Source organism: Pseudomonas sp. EL_65y_Pfl1_R83 (assembly GCF_963970695.1).
In the GTDB taxonomy this organism is placed as follows: Bacteria; Pseudomonadota; Gammaproteobacteria; order Pseudomonadales; family Pseudomonadaceae; genus Aquipseudomonas; species Aquipseudomonas tritici.
Genome location: NZ_CAXAQI010000027.1, coordinates 1 through 14,866, shown reverse-complemented (window position 1 = coordinate 14,866; position 14,866 = coordinate 1). Strand labels below are relative to the sequence as shown.

At 61.5% G+C, this 14,866-nt stretch carries 15 protein-coding genes; 7 read left to right on the top strand and 8 right to left on the bottom strand.

Features of this window, described 5'->3' with window-relative positions:
* Positions 1 to 2: 2 nt before the first annotated feature.
* From AACY08_RS26570 to AACY08_RS26555, 4 genes are read left to right on the top strand one after another with little or no spacing between them, the layout of a single operon-like run.
* Complete coding sequence (locus tag AACY08_RS26570; protein ID WP_339415782.1) at positions 3 to 884, top strand: type II secretion system F family protein; 882 nt, start codon at positions 3 to 5, stop codon at positions 882 to 884.
* A gap of 1 nt (position 885) precedes the next feature.
* Positions 886 to 1,773 (top strand): type II secretion system F family protein, encoded by an 888-nt coding sequence (locus AACY08_RS26565; protein WP_339472110.1) that lies wholly within the window; start codon positions 886 to 888, stop codon positions 1,771 to 1,773.
* A gap of 10 nt (positions 1,774 to 1,783) precedes the next feature.
* Entirely contained in the window at positions 1,784 to 2,494 is a 711-nt protein-coding gene (locus AACY08_RS26560) for a hypothetical protein (RefSeq protein ID WP_339472108.1), read from the top strand.
* A 10-nt stretch (positions 2,495 to 2,504) separates the two neighbouring features.
* Positions 2,505 to 2,774: a DUF3613 domain-containing protein gene (locus AACY08_RS26555; RefSeq protein ID WP_339415779.1), complete on the top strand. Its 270-nt coding sequence runs from the start codon at positions 2,505 to 2,507 to the stop codon at positions 2,772 to 2,774.
* Between the two features lie 4 nt (positions 2,775 to 2,778).
* On the opposite strand, the gene AACY08_RS26550 is transcribed toward AACY08_RS26555, so the two are convergent.
* Both AACY08_RS26550 and AACY08_RS26545 read right to left on the bottom strand, forming a co-directional pair.
* Positions 2,779 to 3,567 carry a response regulator transcription factor gene (locus AACY08_RS26550; RefSeq protein ID WP_339472106.1) on the bottom strand — a complete coding sequence of 263 codons (789 nt, stop codon included), beginning with the start codon at positions 3,565 to 3,567 and terminating at the stop codon, positions 2,779 to 2,781.
* A gap of 126 nt (positions 3,568 to 3,693) precedes the next feature.
* Positions 3,694 to 4,143, bottom strand: coding sequence for a prepilin peptidase (locus tag AACY08_RS26545; RefSeq protein ID WP_339472105.1), 450 nt, complete (start codon positions 4,141 to 4,143; stop codon positions 3,694 to 3,696).
* A 72-nt stretch (positions 4,144 to 4,215) separates the two neighbouring features.
* On the opposite strand from AACY08_RS26545, the gene AACY08_RS26540 reads away from it, so the two are divergent.
* Together AACY08_RS26540 and AACY08_RS26535 are read left to right on the top strand one after the other, a co-directional pair.
* Positions 4,216 to 4,659 (top strand): TadE/TadG family type IV pilus assembly protein, encoded by a 444-nt coding sequence (locus AACY08_RS26540; protein ID WP_339472103.1) that lies wholly within the window; start codon positions 4,216 to 4,218, stop codon positions 4,657 to 4,659.
* Positions 4,656 to 7,382 (top strand): PAS domain-containing sensor histidine kinase, encoded by a 2,727-nt coding sequence (locus AACY08_RS26535; RefSeq protein WP_339472102.1) that lies wholly within the window; start codon positions 4,656 to 4,658, stop codon positions 7,380 to 7,382. The genes AACY08_RS26540 and AACY08_RS26535 overlap by 4 nt, the downstream gene beginning before the upstream one ends.
* Here the strand turns inward: AACY08_RS26535 and AACY08_RS26530 are convergent.
* The 6 genes from AACY08_RS26530 to pbpC form a co-directional block, all read right to left on the bottom strand.
* Complete coding sequence (locus AACY08_RS26530; RefSeq protein ID WP_339472100.1) at positions 7,379 to 9,325, bottom strand: pilus assembly protein TadG-related protein; 1,947 nt, start codon at positions 9,323 to 9,325, stop codon at positions 7,379 to 7,381. The genes AACY08_RS26535 and AACY08_RS26530 overlap by 4 nt on opposite strands.
* A 195-nt stretch (positions 9,326 to 9,520) precedes the next feature.
* Positions 9,521 to 10,078 carry a DUF4136 domain-containing protein gene (locus tag AACY08_RS26525; RefSeq protein WP_339415773.1) on the bottom strand — a complete coding sequence of 186 codons (558 nt, stop codon included), beginning with the start codon at positions 10,076 to 10,078 and terminating at the stop codon, positions 9,521 to 9,523.
* Between the two features lie 45 nt (positions 10,079 to 10,123).
* A complete protein-coding gene (locus AACY08_RS26520; protein ID WP_339472099.1) occupies positions 10,124 to 10,726 on the bottom strand; it encodes a DUF4136 domain-containing protein in 603 nt (200 codons plus the stop codon).
* Between the two features lie 24 nt (positions 10,727 to 10,750).
* Complete coding sequence (locus AACY08_RS26515) at positions 10,751 to 11,500, bottom strand: methyltransferase (protein ID WP_339415772.1); 750 nt, start codon at positions 11,498 to 11,500, stop codon at positions 10,751 to 10,753.
* Positions 11,493 to 11,801, bottom strand: a complete 309-nt coding sequence (locus AACY08_RS26510; RefSeq protein WP_010567659.1) for a MazG-like family protein — start codon at positions 11,799 to 11,801, stop codon at positions 11,493 to 11,495. The genes AACY08_RS26515 and AACY08_RS26510 overlap by 8 nt, the downstream gene beginning before the upstream one ends.
* 151 nt (positions 11,802 to 11,952) lie before the next feature.
* Positions 11,953 to 14,265 carry a peptidoglycan glycosyltransferase PbpC gene (pbpC, locus tag AACY08_RS26505; protein WP_339472141.1) on the bottom strand — a complete coding sequence of 771 codons (2,313 nt, stop codon included), beginning with the start codon at positions 14,263 to 14,265 and terminating at the stop codon, positions 11,953 to 11,955.
* 141 nt (positions 14,266 to 14,406) lie between these two features.
* Between pbpC and AACY08_RS26500 the strand changes: the two genes are divergently transcribed.
* Positions 14,407 to 14,700 carry a hypothetical protein gene (locus tag AACY08_RS26500; protein ID WP_339472097.1) on the top strand — a complete coding sequence of 98 codons (294 nt, stop codon included), beginning with the start codon at positions 14,407 to 14,409 and terminating at the stop codon, positions 14,698 to 14,700.
* The last annotated feature ends 166 nt before the right edge of the window (positions 14,701 to 14,866 follow it).

The window sequence follows — 14,866 nt, the reverse complement described above, 5'->3', positions numbered from 1 at the left end:
TGATGACTGGACCGGCGTTGCTGCTTGTCTGCCTGCTGCTGATCGGCTTGTCGTTCTGGCTGCTTCAACATGGCCTGCGCAAGGCCCGGACGGATCGCGTGCTGGAGCGCCTCGGCGATGGCCAGCCCGAGGCCCAGGAGCCGAGTACCCGATGGACCGGCCTTGAACGCATGTTCCTGCGCGCGGGGCTGGGCAAACCTACAGACCGTTTGGGCCTGTGGCTGAGCGCCTGGGTCATCGGCGCATTGTTGGGCGGGTTGCTCGCCGACGGGCTGGGCCTGTTCGCGATGATCGTGGGACCGCCGCTGGTTTTGCGCATGTACATCAGCTGGCGCTACCAACGTCGCGTGCAGCGTATGGTCGAGCAACTGCCGCAGTTGCTCGACCACAGCGTACGCAGCCTCAAATCCGGCAGAACCCTGGCCGATGCCATATTGGGCGGCGTCGATAGCGTTGAAAACCCACTCAAGGATGCGATGGGCCGCGTGCAGCGCAACGTGCGCATGGGGGTCAGCCTGCCGGATTCGGTCAGCGACTTCGCCGAGTTCTACGAACAGGACGAATTTCGCCTGTTTGCCCTTGGCTTGAAGGTCAACCATCGCTACGGCGGCAACGCCAGCGAACTGCTGGAAAACCTGATCAAAATGATTCGCGAGCGAGAACAGGGCGCCCGTCAACTCAAAGCCATGACCGGCGAAACGCGCATGACGGCCTATGTGCTGGGCGGCCTGCCCGTGTTGATCGTGGGTTACTTCATGGTGGTCAACCCCAGCTATTTGATGACCATGTGGAACGACAGCACGGGGCGCATGATGCTGTTCACCGCGCTGGCCATGGACCTCGGCGGCACTTTTATCATGTGGCGCATGCTGAGGAGTGTCTGAGATGGTACTTCTGGCCTGCGCCTTGTTGTTGCTCGCAGCCGTGGTATTGGTAGGCGGCCAAGAGCTCGAGAATCGACGTCGCAAGCGCCGGGTGGCTGAACGCTTGCAGGGGCGGATGAGCGGCGATGCAAGGTTCGGCACGCTCATGCGTCAATTGGGCGCAAGCACCCTGGCGCAGCGCTCGGTCAGCCTGGACAACGAGACGCAGGTCCTGCTCAACCGGGTCGGCTGGCGCAAGGCTAGCCAGCGCTCACTGTTTGCTGCGTTCCAGATTGGTTTGCCTGTCGTGCTGCTGGGCCTGACGCTCCTCGGCCAGCAACTGCTGTTTCCTCATGCAGACCCTGCCTGGACTGCCCCGATATTTGCGCTGGGCATCGGTTACCTGTTGCCAAAACGCGTGCTGGCTGCGGCGGCCAAATACCGCCAGCAGGCCATCGCCAAAGAAATCTCAACGTTCATTCCGCTGCTGCGCATCCTGTTCGAGTCGGGCATGGCGATTGAGCAGTCGCTGCGCGTGCTGGGCAACGAAGCCGAACGCCTGCTACCCGCGCTTACCCATGAATTGCGGCTGATCCTGGCGCGTGTCGATTCCGGCCTGGAGCTGAGCGAAGAGCTGGGCAAGACCGCACGCTTGCTCGAAGTGGATGAATTCACCGACACCTGCATCATCCTGCAGCAATTGATCCATCAGGGCGGCGGCGCGATGAAATCCTTGCTGGCGCTAAAGCAGTTGCTCGACGACCGACGCCTGACTCGCCTGCAGGAATACATCTCGAAGATGTCGGCAAAAATGTCAGTGGTGATGATGGTGTTTCTGTTCCCCGCGTTGCTGATCGTGCTCGGTGGCCCTGCGTTTATCGGCATCGCCCGCGCTTTGAATCACTTTTGAGGAGACGTTGATGAAAGTACTGATTGCCGGCGTGGCCCTGCTAATGCTCGGCGGCTGCGCCACCAACGGCCAATCACCCTGGGCCGCGTTGATCTCGACCGGCAGTTGCGCCAAGCCGAGTTCAGACCAGGGATTGGCGCTCAACCTGTCGGACGACCTGGCCAACGAAGGCAAGCTGCACGCCAGCCTCGCCAACCTGCAAAACCTGCCCGAGTCCTTGCCCCAGGTGCGCCAGCGCAAGGCACGCGCTTACCGCTTGCTGGGGCGCAGCGAGGCCGAGCCGTTGTACCGCAGCCTGCTCGGCACCTGCATGACCGCTGAAGGCGAACACGGTTTGGGGCAATTGGCGGCGGCCAAGGGCGACAACGACCAGGCGATGGCGCATATGCAGCGAGCGGCGCGGCTGGCGCCAACGGACGAAAAAATCCGCAATGACCTGGGCGTGGTGTACCTCAACCAATTGCACCTGGAAGACGCCCGCTTTGAATTCATGACCGCCATCGAGCTCAAGCAGGGCAATCCCTTGGCTGCCGTCAACCTGGTGACGCTGTTGATCTATCAGGACGACTGGGGTCAAGCGGCGAAAGTGGTCAGCCAGTTGGGCCTGACCCCCGAGCAAGTCACCGTTGCCCAGGCACGCGCGGAAAAACTCAAGGGCTCCCGCGCGGCGACGCGCAAAGTAGCGGCGGTGAGCGATGCCCTGCCGGTGACCCTCAAGTAAGGAGTGATTGATGAAAGCACATTACCTTATTGGCCTGGCGATGCTACCGCTGAGCGCACTGGCCCTCGAACCCGGCCCGTCGTCCCCGCAACAAGCGGAGACGGAAAACTGGCTGGCCTTGCAGGTCAATGGTCGGGCTGCTTCGGCGACGCCGCAAAGGACCACTCCCGCAGAACGGGAGCAAGCCTTGCAGCGCTGGCTGGACAGTAATAAGCATCCGATTCCGGAGTTCTTTGAATCGGAGTCGGGAGGGTCTGCCCAAGGCGGGAAGAGCCAGTGACACCCTAGTGGGCGGTGACCCGTTGGCGAATCGCGGAGTTATTCGGTGACAAGGCCAACGCCAGCTGGGTGCGGTTGCGCATGTGGGTGAGGCGAAGCACCTGGGACACGTACAGCTTGACGGTGTTCTCGGTGATCCCCAGCTCACAGGCAATCTGGTAGTTGGTCTGGCCCTTGCCCACCAGACGTGCAACGTCAAGCTGGCGCGGCGACAGATGGTTGAAAATGGTCGGAATCTCCACTGGCCCAGCCTCTTCGGCGACCAGCTCGCCATCGTCCACCAAGCCGGGACTTGGGCTGCGGCGCACTTTATCGAGGTCCTGGTACAGGTCATTGATGGATTCGGAGAGGTATTGCAGCTTCTGGTTCAAGTGCCCCAGTTGCAGCTCTTTTTGCCGTTCTTCCAACGCCGCTTCCTGGCGTTGCAGGCCTTCGAGCAACTCATCGAGGTTGATCGGCTTCTGGTAGTAATCCGAGATCCCTGCGCGCAGGGCCTTGATCACGTCCTGCTTGTCGGCACGCCCGGTCAGCATGATCGCTTCGAACGCCCGCTGCTTGCCCGCCACCTTCTGCATGGCCTGCACCAGCTCGATGCCATCCATGTCCGGTATATGCAGGTCGCACAGGACCAAGCCAATGTCGGCATCCTCGCCGAAGCGTTGCAACGCATGCCGACTGGATTCACAAGGGACGCAGCGGTAACCACTGCCTTCAAGAAATTCGCAGAGTTCTTCCACGATCATCGGCTGATCGTCGACAACGAGCACTTTCACCGCCGAGGTAAGCTTGTTCACGCGCCACTCCATGCCCGGAAAGCCAAAAGATTGACCTATCCCTTTTGACAAAAAATCCTACACATCCAGTTGATAAACGTAGACCTACTTTCTGACTCTGTACACAGCGACAGAGGCCTCGCCAGCCTAATCGATCCAAAACCAATATAGCCCAAACCCAGTCAATACAAAGGGCGCAAAAGGCTGTTTTGTTGACGCTCCCGCAGCCGCGATTAGAAGAGGCGCACTAAGCCTTTGACACACAATCACCCAGCCACTTTGGAACAGCGCTGCGCCGATCAAAGACCACAATAAATAGTCCAGCGTACTGGCCAGCGCCAGGGCGGCCAGCAGCTTCACATCACCCGCGCCAAAGCGGCCCAGCGCATAGCCGGGCAAGGTCAGCAGCAGCGCCACGGCAAAGGCCCCGCCACCTTCGCCGGCGGGCGCTCCGAGCCAGGTGGTGCCCGTCCATGACAGGTAGAACAGCGCCAGCAGCGCCGCCCCCAGGGTCAAGCCGTTGGCGATTTGCCGTTGACGCATGTCCTGCCACGCACAGAGCCCCAACCAGAGCAGTATCACCACGCCATGGATCACGTAAAAAACATCCCTTTTTGCTGAATGATTCTATGCTGATATCAAGTAGTAGCCGTCAGGGTAGACGCAGTCATGAAAACAAGCCTCCCTAGAAAGCAAAAAGGTGCGGCGGCGATTGAGTTCGCGCTGGTCTTCGGGATCTTTTTTGCGGTGTTCTATGGATTGATCAGCTATAGCCTGCCGATGCTGTTGATGCAGTCGTTCAACCAGGCGGCAGCGGAGGCCGTGCGCCAGGCGATGGCGGTGGACCCGGTCGCTGCGGGCACTGCCTATGGCACGCAGTTGAGAGATCGCGCCAAAACCACGGCGATCCTGCAGTTGGACTGGATTCCACCCAGCTTCCAATTTACCGACGATTTAATCACCGCCGCCTACAACGGCACTACGCTGACTGTGACGATTAAATACCCCACCAGCCGCCTCTATTCAGTGTTTCCGGCGTTGGTAGTGCCGGGCATAGGCACCGTGCCGAATCTGCCGGCCGACCTGACAGCCATTTCGAGTCTGCAGTTTTGACCTCGGGGGATAGCCTCTTCGGGCGCCTGCTCGGCCGCACCAACGCAACGCCCCTCGACACGCCCGGCGCACCCACGCCAGGGTTGCACCTGCAACTGGATCACCAGGGCCACGTATTGACCATCAGCGGCACGCTGCGCCCGCAGCTCGCGTCGCATGGAGTGGGCGAAACCCGGCCGCTATTGCGTGAACTGTTGTGCGCCAGCAGCACCTTGAGCATTGAAGGTCGCCCGGCCGACTGGCAGCGCCAGAGCCTGGACCTGGACTTCCAGGGTGGTACCGGCCAGGTCTTGCACACCCGCGGCTGGATCGAAGCCGAGGGTGACGGCTGGAGCCTGCGCCTGCTGGACGTCAGCGACTTGCTGGCTGGCTCGCAACTGGCCCAAAACCGTGAGCAGAACCATCAACTGACCTGCCAGATGAGCGGCCAGTTGCGGGTGTGCAGCCTGGCCCGACTGCCCGAGGTGTTCAACGAGCACCTGCGGAGCGTGGCGCAGCGCTGGCGCATGCCCTGCCTCGCGCTGGCGTTGCTCGATGAAGAAGACCAGGGCTGGCGGATCTACAGCCACTACACCGCCCACGATGCCCCCGCCTTGTGGCGGACCGGCCAACACCTGGGCACCAGCCTCGACAGTGTGAGTGGCAACACGCCGTTGAGCCTGGCCCAAGAGCGCAGCGACAACCCGCGCCTGCAGAGCATTTTCGGCAACGCCGATGGATTTTTGGTGCCCTACCGTGACAGCCAGGGCGTCGCCGCATGGTTACTCTGCGGCCTCTACAACGGCCAGCAACACACCCGCGAACAGGACTGGCTGGACCTCACCGCCGCCCTCGCCGCCCCACTGCTGAGCCGCTTGCGCGAGCAACGCTATCATCAACAGCTCGACCGCATGGAAGCCCTGCAAGGCCTGCTCGGCACCGGCTGGTGGGAGCTGCTGCCGGCTACCCAAGAAATCCAGCTCGCCCCGCAGTTGCTGCACAGCCTCAGCCCGGAAGACGGTCCCACCCGCCAACCGCTGGGCCTGTGGCTGGAACTGATCCACCCCGCCGACCGCCAGGAACTCAACAGCCGCCTGCACGATCTACAAGCCCTGGGCAAACCGCTGCTGACCACCGTACGCCTGCAACGCACCGACGCCGAGCACAACCCCCTCTGGTACCGCGTACAGGGCCAGGTGCTGGGCATGGGCGATGACCGCCGCTGGGTCGGCTTCATGCTCGACATCAGCGACATCAAGAACCAACAACTGCAAGCCGCCGCCGCCCATGCGCGCCTGGACAACCTCATCGCCAGTTCACCAGCAGTGATCTATGTGCAGCGCTATGTCAGCGGCGCCCTGCACCCTGCGTTCTTCAGCGATAGCCTGCTGCCCCTGCTGGGCTGGACGTTGGCCGAGTGTAACCACGACAGCCTGGCATCGCTGATTCACCCCGAAGACCGCGATTTGTACTTCGAACGCACCCGCCAACTGTTGCGCGAAGGCGCCGTGCGCAGCCGCTACCGCCTGCGCGACAAACAAGGCCAATACCATTGGCTGCTGGATGAGGCCAAATTACTGCGCGATGACCTTGGATTGCCGCTGGAAGCCGTCGGGCTGTGGCTGGACGTCACCGAGACAACCCAGGCTGCCGAGCAGATCAAACAAAGCGAAGAGCGCTACCGCATTCTCGTCGAAGACTCCCCGGCAATGATCTGCCGCTACCGCCCGGACCTGACCCTGACCTTTGGCAACACGCCGCTGGCCAATTACCTGGAATGCCTGCCCGCACAGCTGCCGGGGCAGAACCTGGGTCACTGGCTGTCGGAAGAACAACACCAGGCCTTTGTGCAACGTATCGGCCAATTGAGCGCGGAATTTCCGGTCAGCACCGCCGAAATCAGCCTGGAATTGCCCGGCCGCGAACACGCCTGGTGGGTATGGTCAGACCGTGGCGTGTTCGATGAACAGGGCACGCTGGTGGAAGTGCAAGCGGTGGGCCGCGACAACACCGAAGTGCGCCGCTCCCAGCAGCAGCTGACCCAAAGCGCAAAGATGGCCACCCTTGGCGAAATGGCCACGGGCCTCGCCCATGAGATCAACCAGCCGCTTAACGTGATGCGCATGGCGATCGTCAATGTGCTCAAGCGGCTAAGCACTGGTGATGCGCAAATCGACTACCTCACTGACAAGCTCCAGCGCATCGACACCCAGGTGCAGCGCGCGGCGCGGGTGGTGGACCATATGCGCGTGTTTGGCCGCCGCTCGGAAATCGAACAACAGCCCTTCGACCCGTCACAGGCGGTAGAAGGCACGCTGTCACTGCTCGGCGAAGGCTTGCGCGGCAAAGGTGTGGAGGTGCGCGTCACGCCAGCGGACGCTGCGGTGCAGGTCAAAGGTTACGTCGACCAGCTTGAGCAGGTGCTGATCAACCTGGTGGTCAATGCCCGTGATGCGCTGTTGAGCAAACAGGACAAGGACCCGGCGTTCCGCCCCTGGATCGCAGTGCATTGCGAGCACGATAGTCGGCATGCGCGGATCTGGGTGGAAGACAACGCGGGTGGCATTGACCCTCGGTTGCTGGAGCGAATTTTCGAGCCGTTCTTTACCACCAAGCCGATTGGCGTGGGCACGGGGTTGGGGTTGTCGGTGAGCTACGGGATTGTGGACAACATGGGCGGACGGTTGAGCGTTGCCAGGGGGGAGCACGGTGCGCGGTTTTGTGTGGAGTTGCCGATCAGTTAGATCACCAGGTAGGCGCGACCCATGTGGCAACTGAGGTTGGCGCCGACTTCGGCGTTGCCGAGGCTGATCCCCAGGGCTAAGAGCAGCGTGTTGACGATGGGGTCGAGTATCGGAGTCAGGACGCTTTTTACGAGCGTGATCACCGAACTGATGATGGTAGCCATAGCACTTGTGACAGTGCCGTTCGCCGCACCGGGTGTGCTGCCGCTGGGCGGTACGTAGGTGACCTCTAGACCGTTCAACGTAGCCCCCAGGCTACTGACGATATTGGCGGTGCCAGGTGGGCTTTTATAGATCGTCGCCGCGTTGATGTCATTCACCGGAGAAAACAGCAACGTATTAGTCTGCGCGCCCACCGTGGACAACGCTCTCAGATTCAAGCCGCCGCCGACGCCTGCTGTGCGCGGACCGCAAACCAGTGTCAGCAGGCAAAAGCGCTGGCCAAAGTCGATCAGCCTCACTGGCTGCACGTTGACAGGCGCAGACGATGAAAATGCCGCCACCGGATCCACATAACCAACGCCCAGGGTAGCGAGTGTGGTGGTGGCCTGCACCGTCAAAGACTTAGTGGCCGGTGTGGCGCAACTGAAGTCGGTTACATGGCTTTGCGCACTGGCCGCCTCGATATAGATGCTCAAGGGCTGGGTGATATCCACGTCAGTGAGATTGCACCCCAATAAGCACACGACACCGGCCACCGTATCAACAAGGTTCAGGTTCAACAAACCGCCGACCACCTTTGACACTGGCGTCGCAAGCCCGGTCAGAATCGGTGAAACCCCAGAAACCATCTTGATTACCGGCGCATCAATGGTGACCAAAGTGCGCACTTGGGCGGTTCGTACAAAAATCTGATCTGTCTGCGGGTTATTCAGGAGTCCGGCCTTGGCCTTTGCGGGATTGCCAATCGCCGACAGTTGCGGCGGCTTGATGACTTTGGTCTGGATCGAGACATTGCCCACCAGTGGAATATTCACCTGCGTTGCGGCACTCACCGCGCTCTTGCTATTGGACAGTTGCGCCACAGTCTCAAGCAGTTGAAACAACTGCACGCTGGTATTCAAGGCAGCGGCCGGTGTTCCAGTGGCGACCTTCAGCAGGTCTCCGACCTTCAACAGCTGTGTGGTGGGCGCGATTGCTTTCACTGAAATCACGTCGTTAATGATCGCCGTGGCCACCGAGCCATTTTTTTGCAGCACCTTTACCGCGGCTTCGATCAACTGGCTGGCGGACACAGCGGTGTTGAGCAATGCATCGTAGTCACCTGCCTTGACATTCAATTCAATCGCCAACTGATCCAAGTAGCTGAGCAGATTAACGTTCGTCGTCAAAAAGCCGTTCCAGGCCGCCGCCGTCAGGGACAGGTTGCCGCCCAAAAGATTGCCGATGACCATGTTCAATATAGGAGATTTACTGGCATCGACCGTTCCTAGGCTGCTGCGAATCGTCAGCTGCGCCACCGGTGGCGCATATGCAGCAACGGCGGTGGCACTCAAGATCATCTGGGTGGACATTGGCCCGCCGCTGAACATGCTCCAGATCCCACCGGCAATGCTGGTCATCACGCTACGCGTGGCCACCACACGCACGGCATCGTTTTTGGTGGCGTCTGCGGTGAATACACGGATATTGCTGGCATTGGTGGTCAATGTGCCGCAGGTCACGGCCAGGCCACGGCTGTTGTCGCCGGCGACCACGGTGAAGCCGTTGCGCGTGGCGTTTTCCTTGGCGTAGTCATTGGCGCTGGTGGTGGGCGTGCACAGGCCACCACGGCTGGCGGCTTCTAGGGCCGAGGTGTCGGCGATGGATTGCAATTTGCGCTTTTCCAGGTGGAGGCGGCCGCTGTCTACCGCGAGCAGCATGAACACCAGGGCCACTGCGAGGGTGCCCGCAGCCATCAGGCCAATCGCACCACGCTGACGGGAACCAAGTCGGGGAGACATCAGGCACTCCTTAGCGCTTACTCTCCTTAGTTGGTATTGAGTGTAGACAAGGGCTGGCCAGTCGCCACAAATCAATGTGGGGGCTGGCTTGTGCGGGAGCCGGGCTTGCCCGCGATGCAGGCACCTCGGTTTTTCAGATTCCCCGAGGTGATGCTGTCGCAGGCAAGCCAGCTCCCACAGGGTTCAGCGGTGGTTTTAGTGGGGTGGGTAGCTGGAGAGGATTCGGGTGATCGTGGTGCGGATGGCGTTGTTGCGGTCCTGCGGGCTGGGCGAGTTGGCCATCATTTGTTCGTCGCTGCCGCGCCAGACCAGTTTGCCGTCTTTGCCGTCGAGCAGGTCGATCTGGAGGGTGGCGACTTTGTAGGTGATGTTGCGGGTTTCATTGTACATCGGCGCGCCCCAATAGCCGTTCCATGGGCCGCCCCATGCGCCGCCATAGTTGGTGGTGACTTGTTGCTGGCGGTCTTCGACGATCAGGTAGGCCTGTACGTTCAAGTCGGCCTTGCTGCCCGGTGCCGCTGAGCGCAGGCCGCGTTGGTCGAGTTGTTCGCCCACCGCCTGACGGATGCGCTGTTCGGTGAGGTCGCTCTTGATGCGCGGGTCATCCGGGCGATATTGCAAGGCCGGGTCTTTCCAGGCCCAACTGCGGTAGGCGCCAAAATCACGGCTGGCGTCAAAATCGTGGTTGACCTGACTGGTCTGGCAACCGCCCAGCAACATGACAACAGCGAGCATAGCGATACGACAAAACATGGGTTTTCTCCAAAAAGCGACCCGCGCTCAGGATGAGAATAGCTGTTAACTGGGAGGATACGCCGTCATTGCCTTTTGCACCGCCTGGCGCAAGGCATCTCCCCGTTCACTGAGGCTGCCCTGGCTGCCCGTTTCCGCGCTGGCACTCCACACCGGCTGCCCCGTGCGGGCATCGAATAGATTGACGCGCACCACCACGACCTGGACTTCATAGGTGCGTACGATCGGCACCGAGTTGTACATGCCATAGCCATTGCCATAGCGGTTGTAGCCGCCGTAACCGTAGCCATAATCATCCGGGACCTGCTTGAGGCGCTTTTCCTGGCGCACATCGGCGCTCACCAGCAGGTCTGCCGGGCGGTTGTCGTGCAAGGGACGCAGACCGCGCTGGTCAAGCGCGCCGCTGACCGCTTCGGCAATTTGCGCCGAATCCGCCCAGGCCGTGCCCGCCGGGAGCTGGCCATTGCGCCACGCCCAGTTGCGGTAGGCGCCGTAGTCGCGCACGGGCGCGGGATAGGCGCTGGCATCAAAGGTATTGGCTGCCTGCGGCGGCGCCGGTGGAATCGGCGCCGAAGCGGAGACATAAGGGTTGGGGCTCGAACACGCACCCAAGCCGAGAGATAACAGGATCAAACAGAGACGACGCATTTCGACCTCCGCAGACTGGGCCGTTTAAACCGGACGGCAGACCCAGTGCAAATAACGCCCAAGTCCGGCAAAGCTTGGGTGACGACGGTGAGCGAGTTCCATCTCCAAAAGGCCCTGCAAATCCGCGCGGGCCTGGAATTCCACCGGCATATAGTCGTGGAATACGCGAACGCCACTTTGGCTTTCGACCTGCCAAAGGCCTTCGAGTTGCGCCGCCAATTCACGTGGGTCGAGCGGCTGCTGCGGGGTGAGGCTCTGCTTTTCGCCGGCCATGTCGTTCTTGCGCATTTTGCGGAAGTGGCCTTTGAGCAGGTTGCGGTAAATCAGCGCATCGCGGTTGTAGAACGCCAACGACAACCAGCCGCCAGGCAGCGTGAGCTGATGCAGCACCGGCAGGATCGCATGAGGTTCGGCCAGCCATTCCAACACGGCGTGGCACAGCACCAGGTCGTAGGGTTCGGTGAGTTGGCCGAGCAGGTCTTGCCAGGGCGCATGAATAAAGGTCGCGGTCTGCCCGGCGTCGGCAAAACGTTGGCGGGCGCCGGCGAGCATCGGTTCGGCAGGTTCGGCCAGGGTGACCTGATGGCCTTGCTCCGCCAGCCACAGCGACATGTGGCCCAGGCCTGCGCCGATATCCAGAACGCGCAAGGGGCGTTTGGGCAGGGCTTCGGTGAGGTCGGCCTGGAGCACCGCCAGGCGAATCGCGCCTTTGGCACCGCCGTAGATTTTTTCGGCAAAGCGCGTGGCCAGTTGGTCGAAATGACGATCACTCATGGGCAAACCGCCGTTCGCTGTCGGCCAATTTGGCGCGCACCACCTCGTTCATGTCCAGGCCCAGTTCGCTGCACAGCAACAGCAGGTACAGCACAATATCGCCGACTTCCTGGCCGGCGTGGGCGAGTTTCTCAGCCGGGAGCTGGCGCGATTGGTCTTCGCTCAGCCATTGGAAGATTTCCACCAGTTCAGCCATTTCTACGCTGGCGGCCATGGCCAGGTTTTTTGGGCTGTGGAATTGTTTCCAATTATTTGTATCGCGAATGCGGTGCAGGCGTTCGGTGAGGTGTTCGAGGTTCATGCGGGGGCTCCTGAAGATGGGTAGCTTCGGGGGGATTGGCGGTTAAGGCAAGTGAATCTGTGGTGTGTTCGAGGACGCCTTCGCAGGGAAGCCAGCTCCCACATTGGAATGGGTTTGCAAATCAAAATGTAGGCTTGCCTGCGATGAGGCTCTAGTCGATGACGCTGAATTCTAGGCGGGCGGTTTGGCCGGCTTCGTCGAGGACGCTGAGTTGGTAGCGGCCCAGGTGTTCGAAGCTGGCGTTGATGAAGTCCTGGTTGGCGCTGTCGCCCAGTGGCGCGCCGTTGAGGAACCACCAGCGCCGACCACTGCCGCCGAGGGCGGAGATTTTCAGGCGCAAGGTTTGCTGGCTGGCGGCGGGCAGGCGCAGTTGGTCGCCCTCGCGTACGCCAACGATCGACAGCGGTGAAGACGCGGCCAGCGCCGGTGGCGGGCAATCGGAGTCAGCGGGCGGGATGCGTGCTTCGCGGCGTTCGGCCCTTGGCAGCCAGGGTTCCAAGGGCGCAGGCCACAGGGCGATGTTTTTCGGCTCTGCCCCCGGGCAATGGGCGTCGACCCGCGAGCCTTTGGCATTGACCCATACGCTTTCCATCAGGCCCACGCTCAACGGTTGGTCCAGTGCCTGCAAGGTCGGCGGCGTGGTGTTGTCCAGCGTCCAGGCGAAGCGCTGGCGGCGGCAATTGGGGTCGCTGCGGCTCATGGGCTGGCCTAGTGGCCAACAGATCGCTGCCACGCCGACATTGGCAGGCACCGGGTTGACCGGCGCGCTGATGCCGCGCTGGCTGTCGCGGTTGCTCAGTACATCGTGCACCTGCAACATCAACGGCGCCGCCGAGGCCAGCCCGAACTGGCCCGGCACCGGTGTGCCGTCCGGGCGGCCGATCCACACGCCGATCAAGTAACGCGGCCCCACCCCAATCGCCCAGGCATCACGAAAGCCGTAGCTGGTGCCAGTCTTCCAGGCCAGCATCGGGCGCTGCACCAGCTCGGCCCGCGGGTCGCGGTCGGGACGCGCCTGGCCGCTGAGGATGCGCCGCACAATCCAGGCGGACCCTGGCGACAGTAATGGTCGCTCCCTAAGCGTATCGTCCGGCTGTAATCGAATAGTTGCACTCCTGCCGTTCCGGGCGAAGGCGCTATAGCCGCTCACCAGATCTTCCAGACGGCTGCCTGCGCCGCCCAGGATCAAGGCCAGGTTCGGCTCGGCCAACGCCGGCAACGCCAAAGGCACGCCGCCAATACGCATCTCGGCGGCGAACCGCTTCGGCCCATAGGCTTCCAGCAACTGTACCGCCGGCAGGTTGAGCGAACTGGACAGCGCCGTACTCGCCGGCACTGCGCCGGTAAAACCCAGGGAGAAATTGCCCGGCCGGTAATCCCCGTAACGCCGCGGCACGTCCTGCAGCAGGGACTCAGAGTGAATCAGCCCGTCATCAAGGGCCATGCCGTAGAGAAAGGGTTTCAAGGTGGAGCCCGGCGAACGCAGTGCGCGGATCATGTCCACATGGCCAAAACGCTTGGCATCATTGATGTCCACCGAGCCTAGGTAGGCGCGTACCGCCATGGTTTCTTCCTCCACCACCAGGATCGCGGCGGAGGTGTGCTCCGGCAAGCGTGCACGCCAACCCAACAGCAGGTCTTCGAGGCGGCGTTGCAGGGTGGCATCGAGAGTGGTGCGGATCAGCGGCGGGCTGTCGGGGCGGTTCAGGCGACGCGCGAGCAGGGGCGCCAAGCTCGGCTCCCGCCGCGGGGCGAGCAGCAGCGGTTCCTGCAGGGCTTCATCGACGGCGGCTTGCGGCCACACCTTGAACTCGGCAAGACGACGCAGCACCTTGTCGCGCGCTTCCTGGGCACGCTGCGGGTGACGGTCCGGGCGCAAACGGCTGGGTGCCTGGGGCAAAACCGCGAGCAAGGCGGCTTCGGCATGGGTCAATTCTGATGGAGACTTGCCCAGATACGCCCAACTGGCCGCCGCCACGCCCTGCAATGTTCCGCCAAACGGTGCGCGGTTCAGGTAGAGGTTGAGGATCTCCTCCTTGGACAGGTGCCATTCCAACTGCGCCGTGCGCCACAACTGGCGCAACTTGCCGTGGAAGGTGCGCGAATGCGGATCCAACAACCGCGCCACCTGCATCGACAACGTACTGCCCCCCGACACCACGCGCGCCCCGGTCAAGTTCTGCCAAGTCGCCCGCACCAGCGCCAGTGGGTTTACGCCGGGATGCTGATAGAACCAACGGTCTTCATAGGTGAGCAACGCATCCAGGTAATACGGCGACACTTCGCTGGTTTGCACTGGATAGCGCCACACCCCATTCGCATCGGCAAACCGCCACAACGGCGTGCCATCCTCAGCCAACACCACCCGCGCCAAATCATCCTGAGGCAACGGCAACGGCCAAACCCGATCCGCTCCCCACAACAACACCACCACCAACACCACTGCCCCCAGAGCCCAGCGCAGTAAATGTGGGAGCGTACACCCGCAAATGACGCAACTTAATCGCAAATTCAACCGAGCAAACCTCTATGCTTGTAGGGAACTAGCCAGTCGCAATAACAACCAAAGACACGGATACGCCCAACTCTTCATCAGGACACACACATGCAGGTAGAAAGCTTTTTCGAATGGCTGGGCCAGGCGCTCGGTTCCATCATCCGCTTTATCGTCGACGGCCTCAGCGGCCTGTTCGGTGCCCTGAGCAACGCCGGCGGCAACTTCGTCGAAGGCCTGTCCCGCACCTTGGGCATGGACACCTCGATCATCAGCATCATCACCCTGATCGTCGGCCTGCTATTCCTGTATTCAGCCGTACGCGCCTTCATGCGCGCCTCGGTCATCATGGGCATCATCTGGCTACTGCTCGGCCTATGGCTCCTGAGCTGGGTCGTCCACTAACCCCCAGAGTATCCCCAAACTACTGTGGGAGCGAGCAAGCCCGCTCTTATCAAACAAAAATTAACTCATTGTTTTTGCTCTTAAAATTTAAGCCGCTTTAACCAGCTGCAATCCCAGTTTGCGTGCCTTGCGTTCCAAGGCGCGCATCTGCCGATCACGGCTTCTT

What these genes read in the sequence shown, in the direction of transcription:
- AACY08_RS26570 (WP_339415782.1), top strand. Translation starts at nt 3, where the DNA reads ATGACTGGACCGGCGTTGCTGCTTGTCTGCCTGCTGCTGATCGGCTTG.
- AACY08_RS26565 (WP_339472110.1), top strand. Translation starts at nt 886, where the DNA reads ATGGTACTTCTGGCCTGCGCCTTGTTGTTGCTCGCAGCCGTGGTATTG.
- AACY08_RS26560 (WP_339472108.1), top strand. Translation starts at nt 1,784, where the DNA reads ATGAAAGTACTGATTGCCGGCGTGGCCCTGCTAATGCTCGGCGGCTGC.
- AACY08_RS26555 (WP_339415779.1), top strand. Translation starts at nt 2,505, where the DNA reads ATGAAAGCACATTACCTTATTGGCCTGGCGATGCTACCGCTGAGCGCA.
- AACY08_RS26540 (WP_339472103.1), top strand. Translation starts at nt 4,216, where the DNA reads ATGAAAACAAGCCTCCCTAGAAAGCAAAAAGGTGCGGCGGCGATTGAG.
- AACY08_RS26530 (WP_339472100.1), bottom strand. Translation starts at nt 9,325, where the DNA reads ATGTCTCCCCGACTTGGTTCCCGTCAGCGTGGTGCGATTGGCCTGATG.
- AACY08_RS26525 (WP_339415773.1), bottom strand. Translation starts at nt 10,078, where the DNA reads ATGTTTTGTCGTATCGCTATGCTCGCTGTTGTCATGTTGCTGGGCGGT.
- AACY08_RS26520 (WP_339472099.1), bottom strand. Translation starts at nt 10,726, where the DNA reads ATGCGTCGTCTCTGTTTGATCCTGTTATCTCTCGGCTTGGGTGCGTGT.
- AACY08_RS26515 (WP_339415772.1), bottom strand. Translation starts at nt 11,500, where the DNA reads ATGAGTGATCGTCATTTCGACCAACTGGCCACGCGCTTTGCCGAAAAA.
- AACY08_RS26510 (WP_010567659.1), bottom strand. Translation starts at nt 11,801, where the DNA reads ATGAACCTCGAACACCTCACCGAACGCCTGCACCGCATTCGCGATACA.
- AACY08_RS26500 (WP_339472097.1), top strand. Translation starts at nt 14,407, where the DNA reads ATGCAGGTAGAAAGCTTTTTCGAATGGCTGGGCCAGGCGCTCGGTTCC.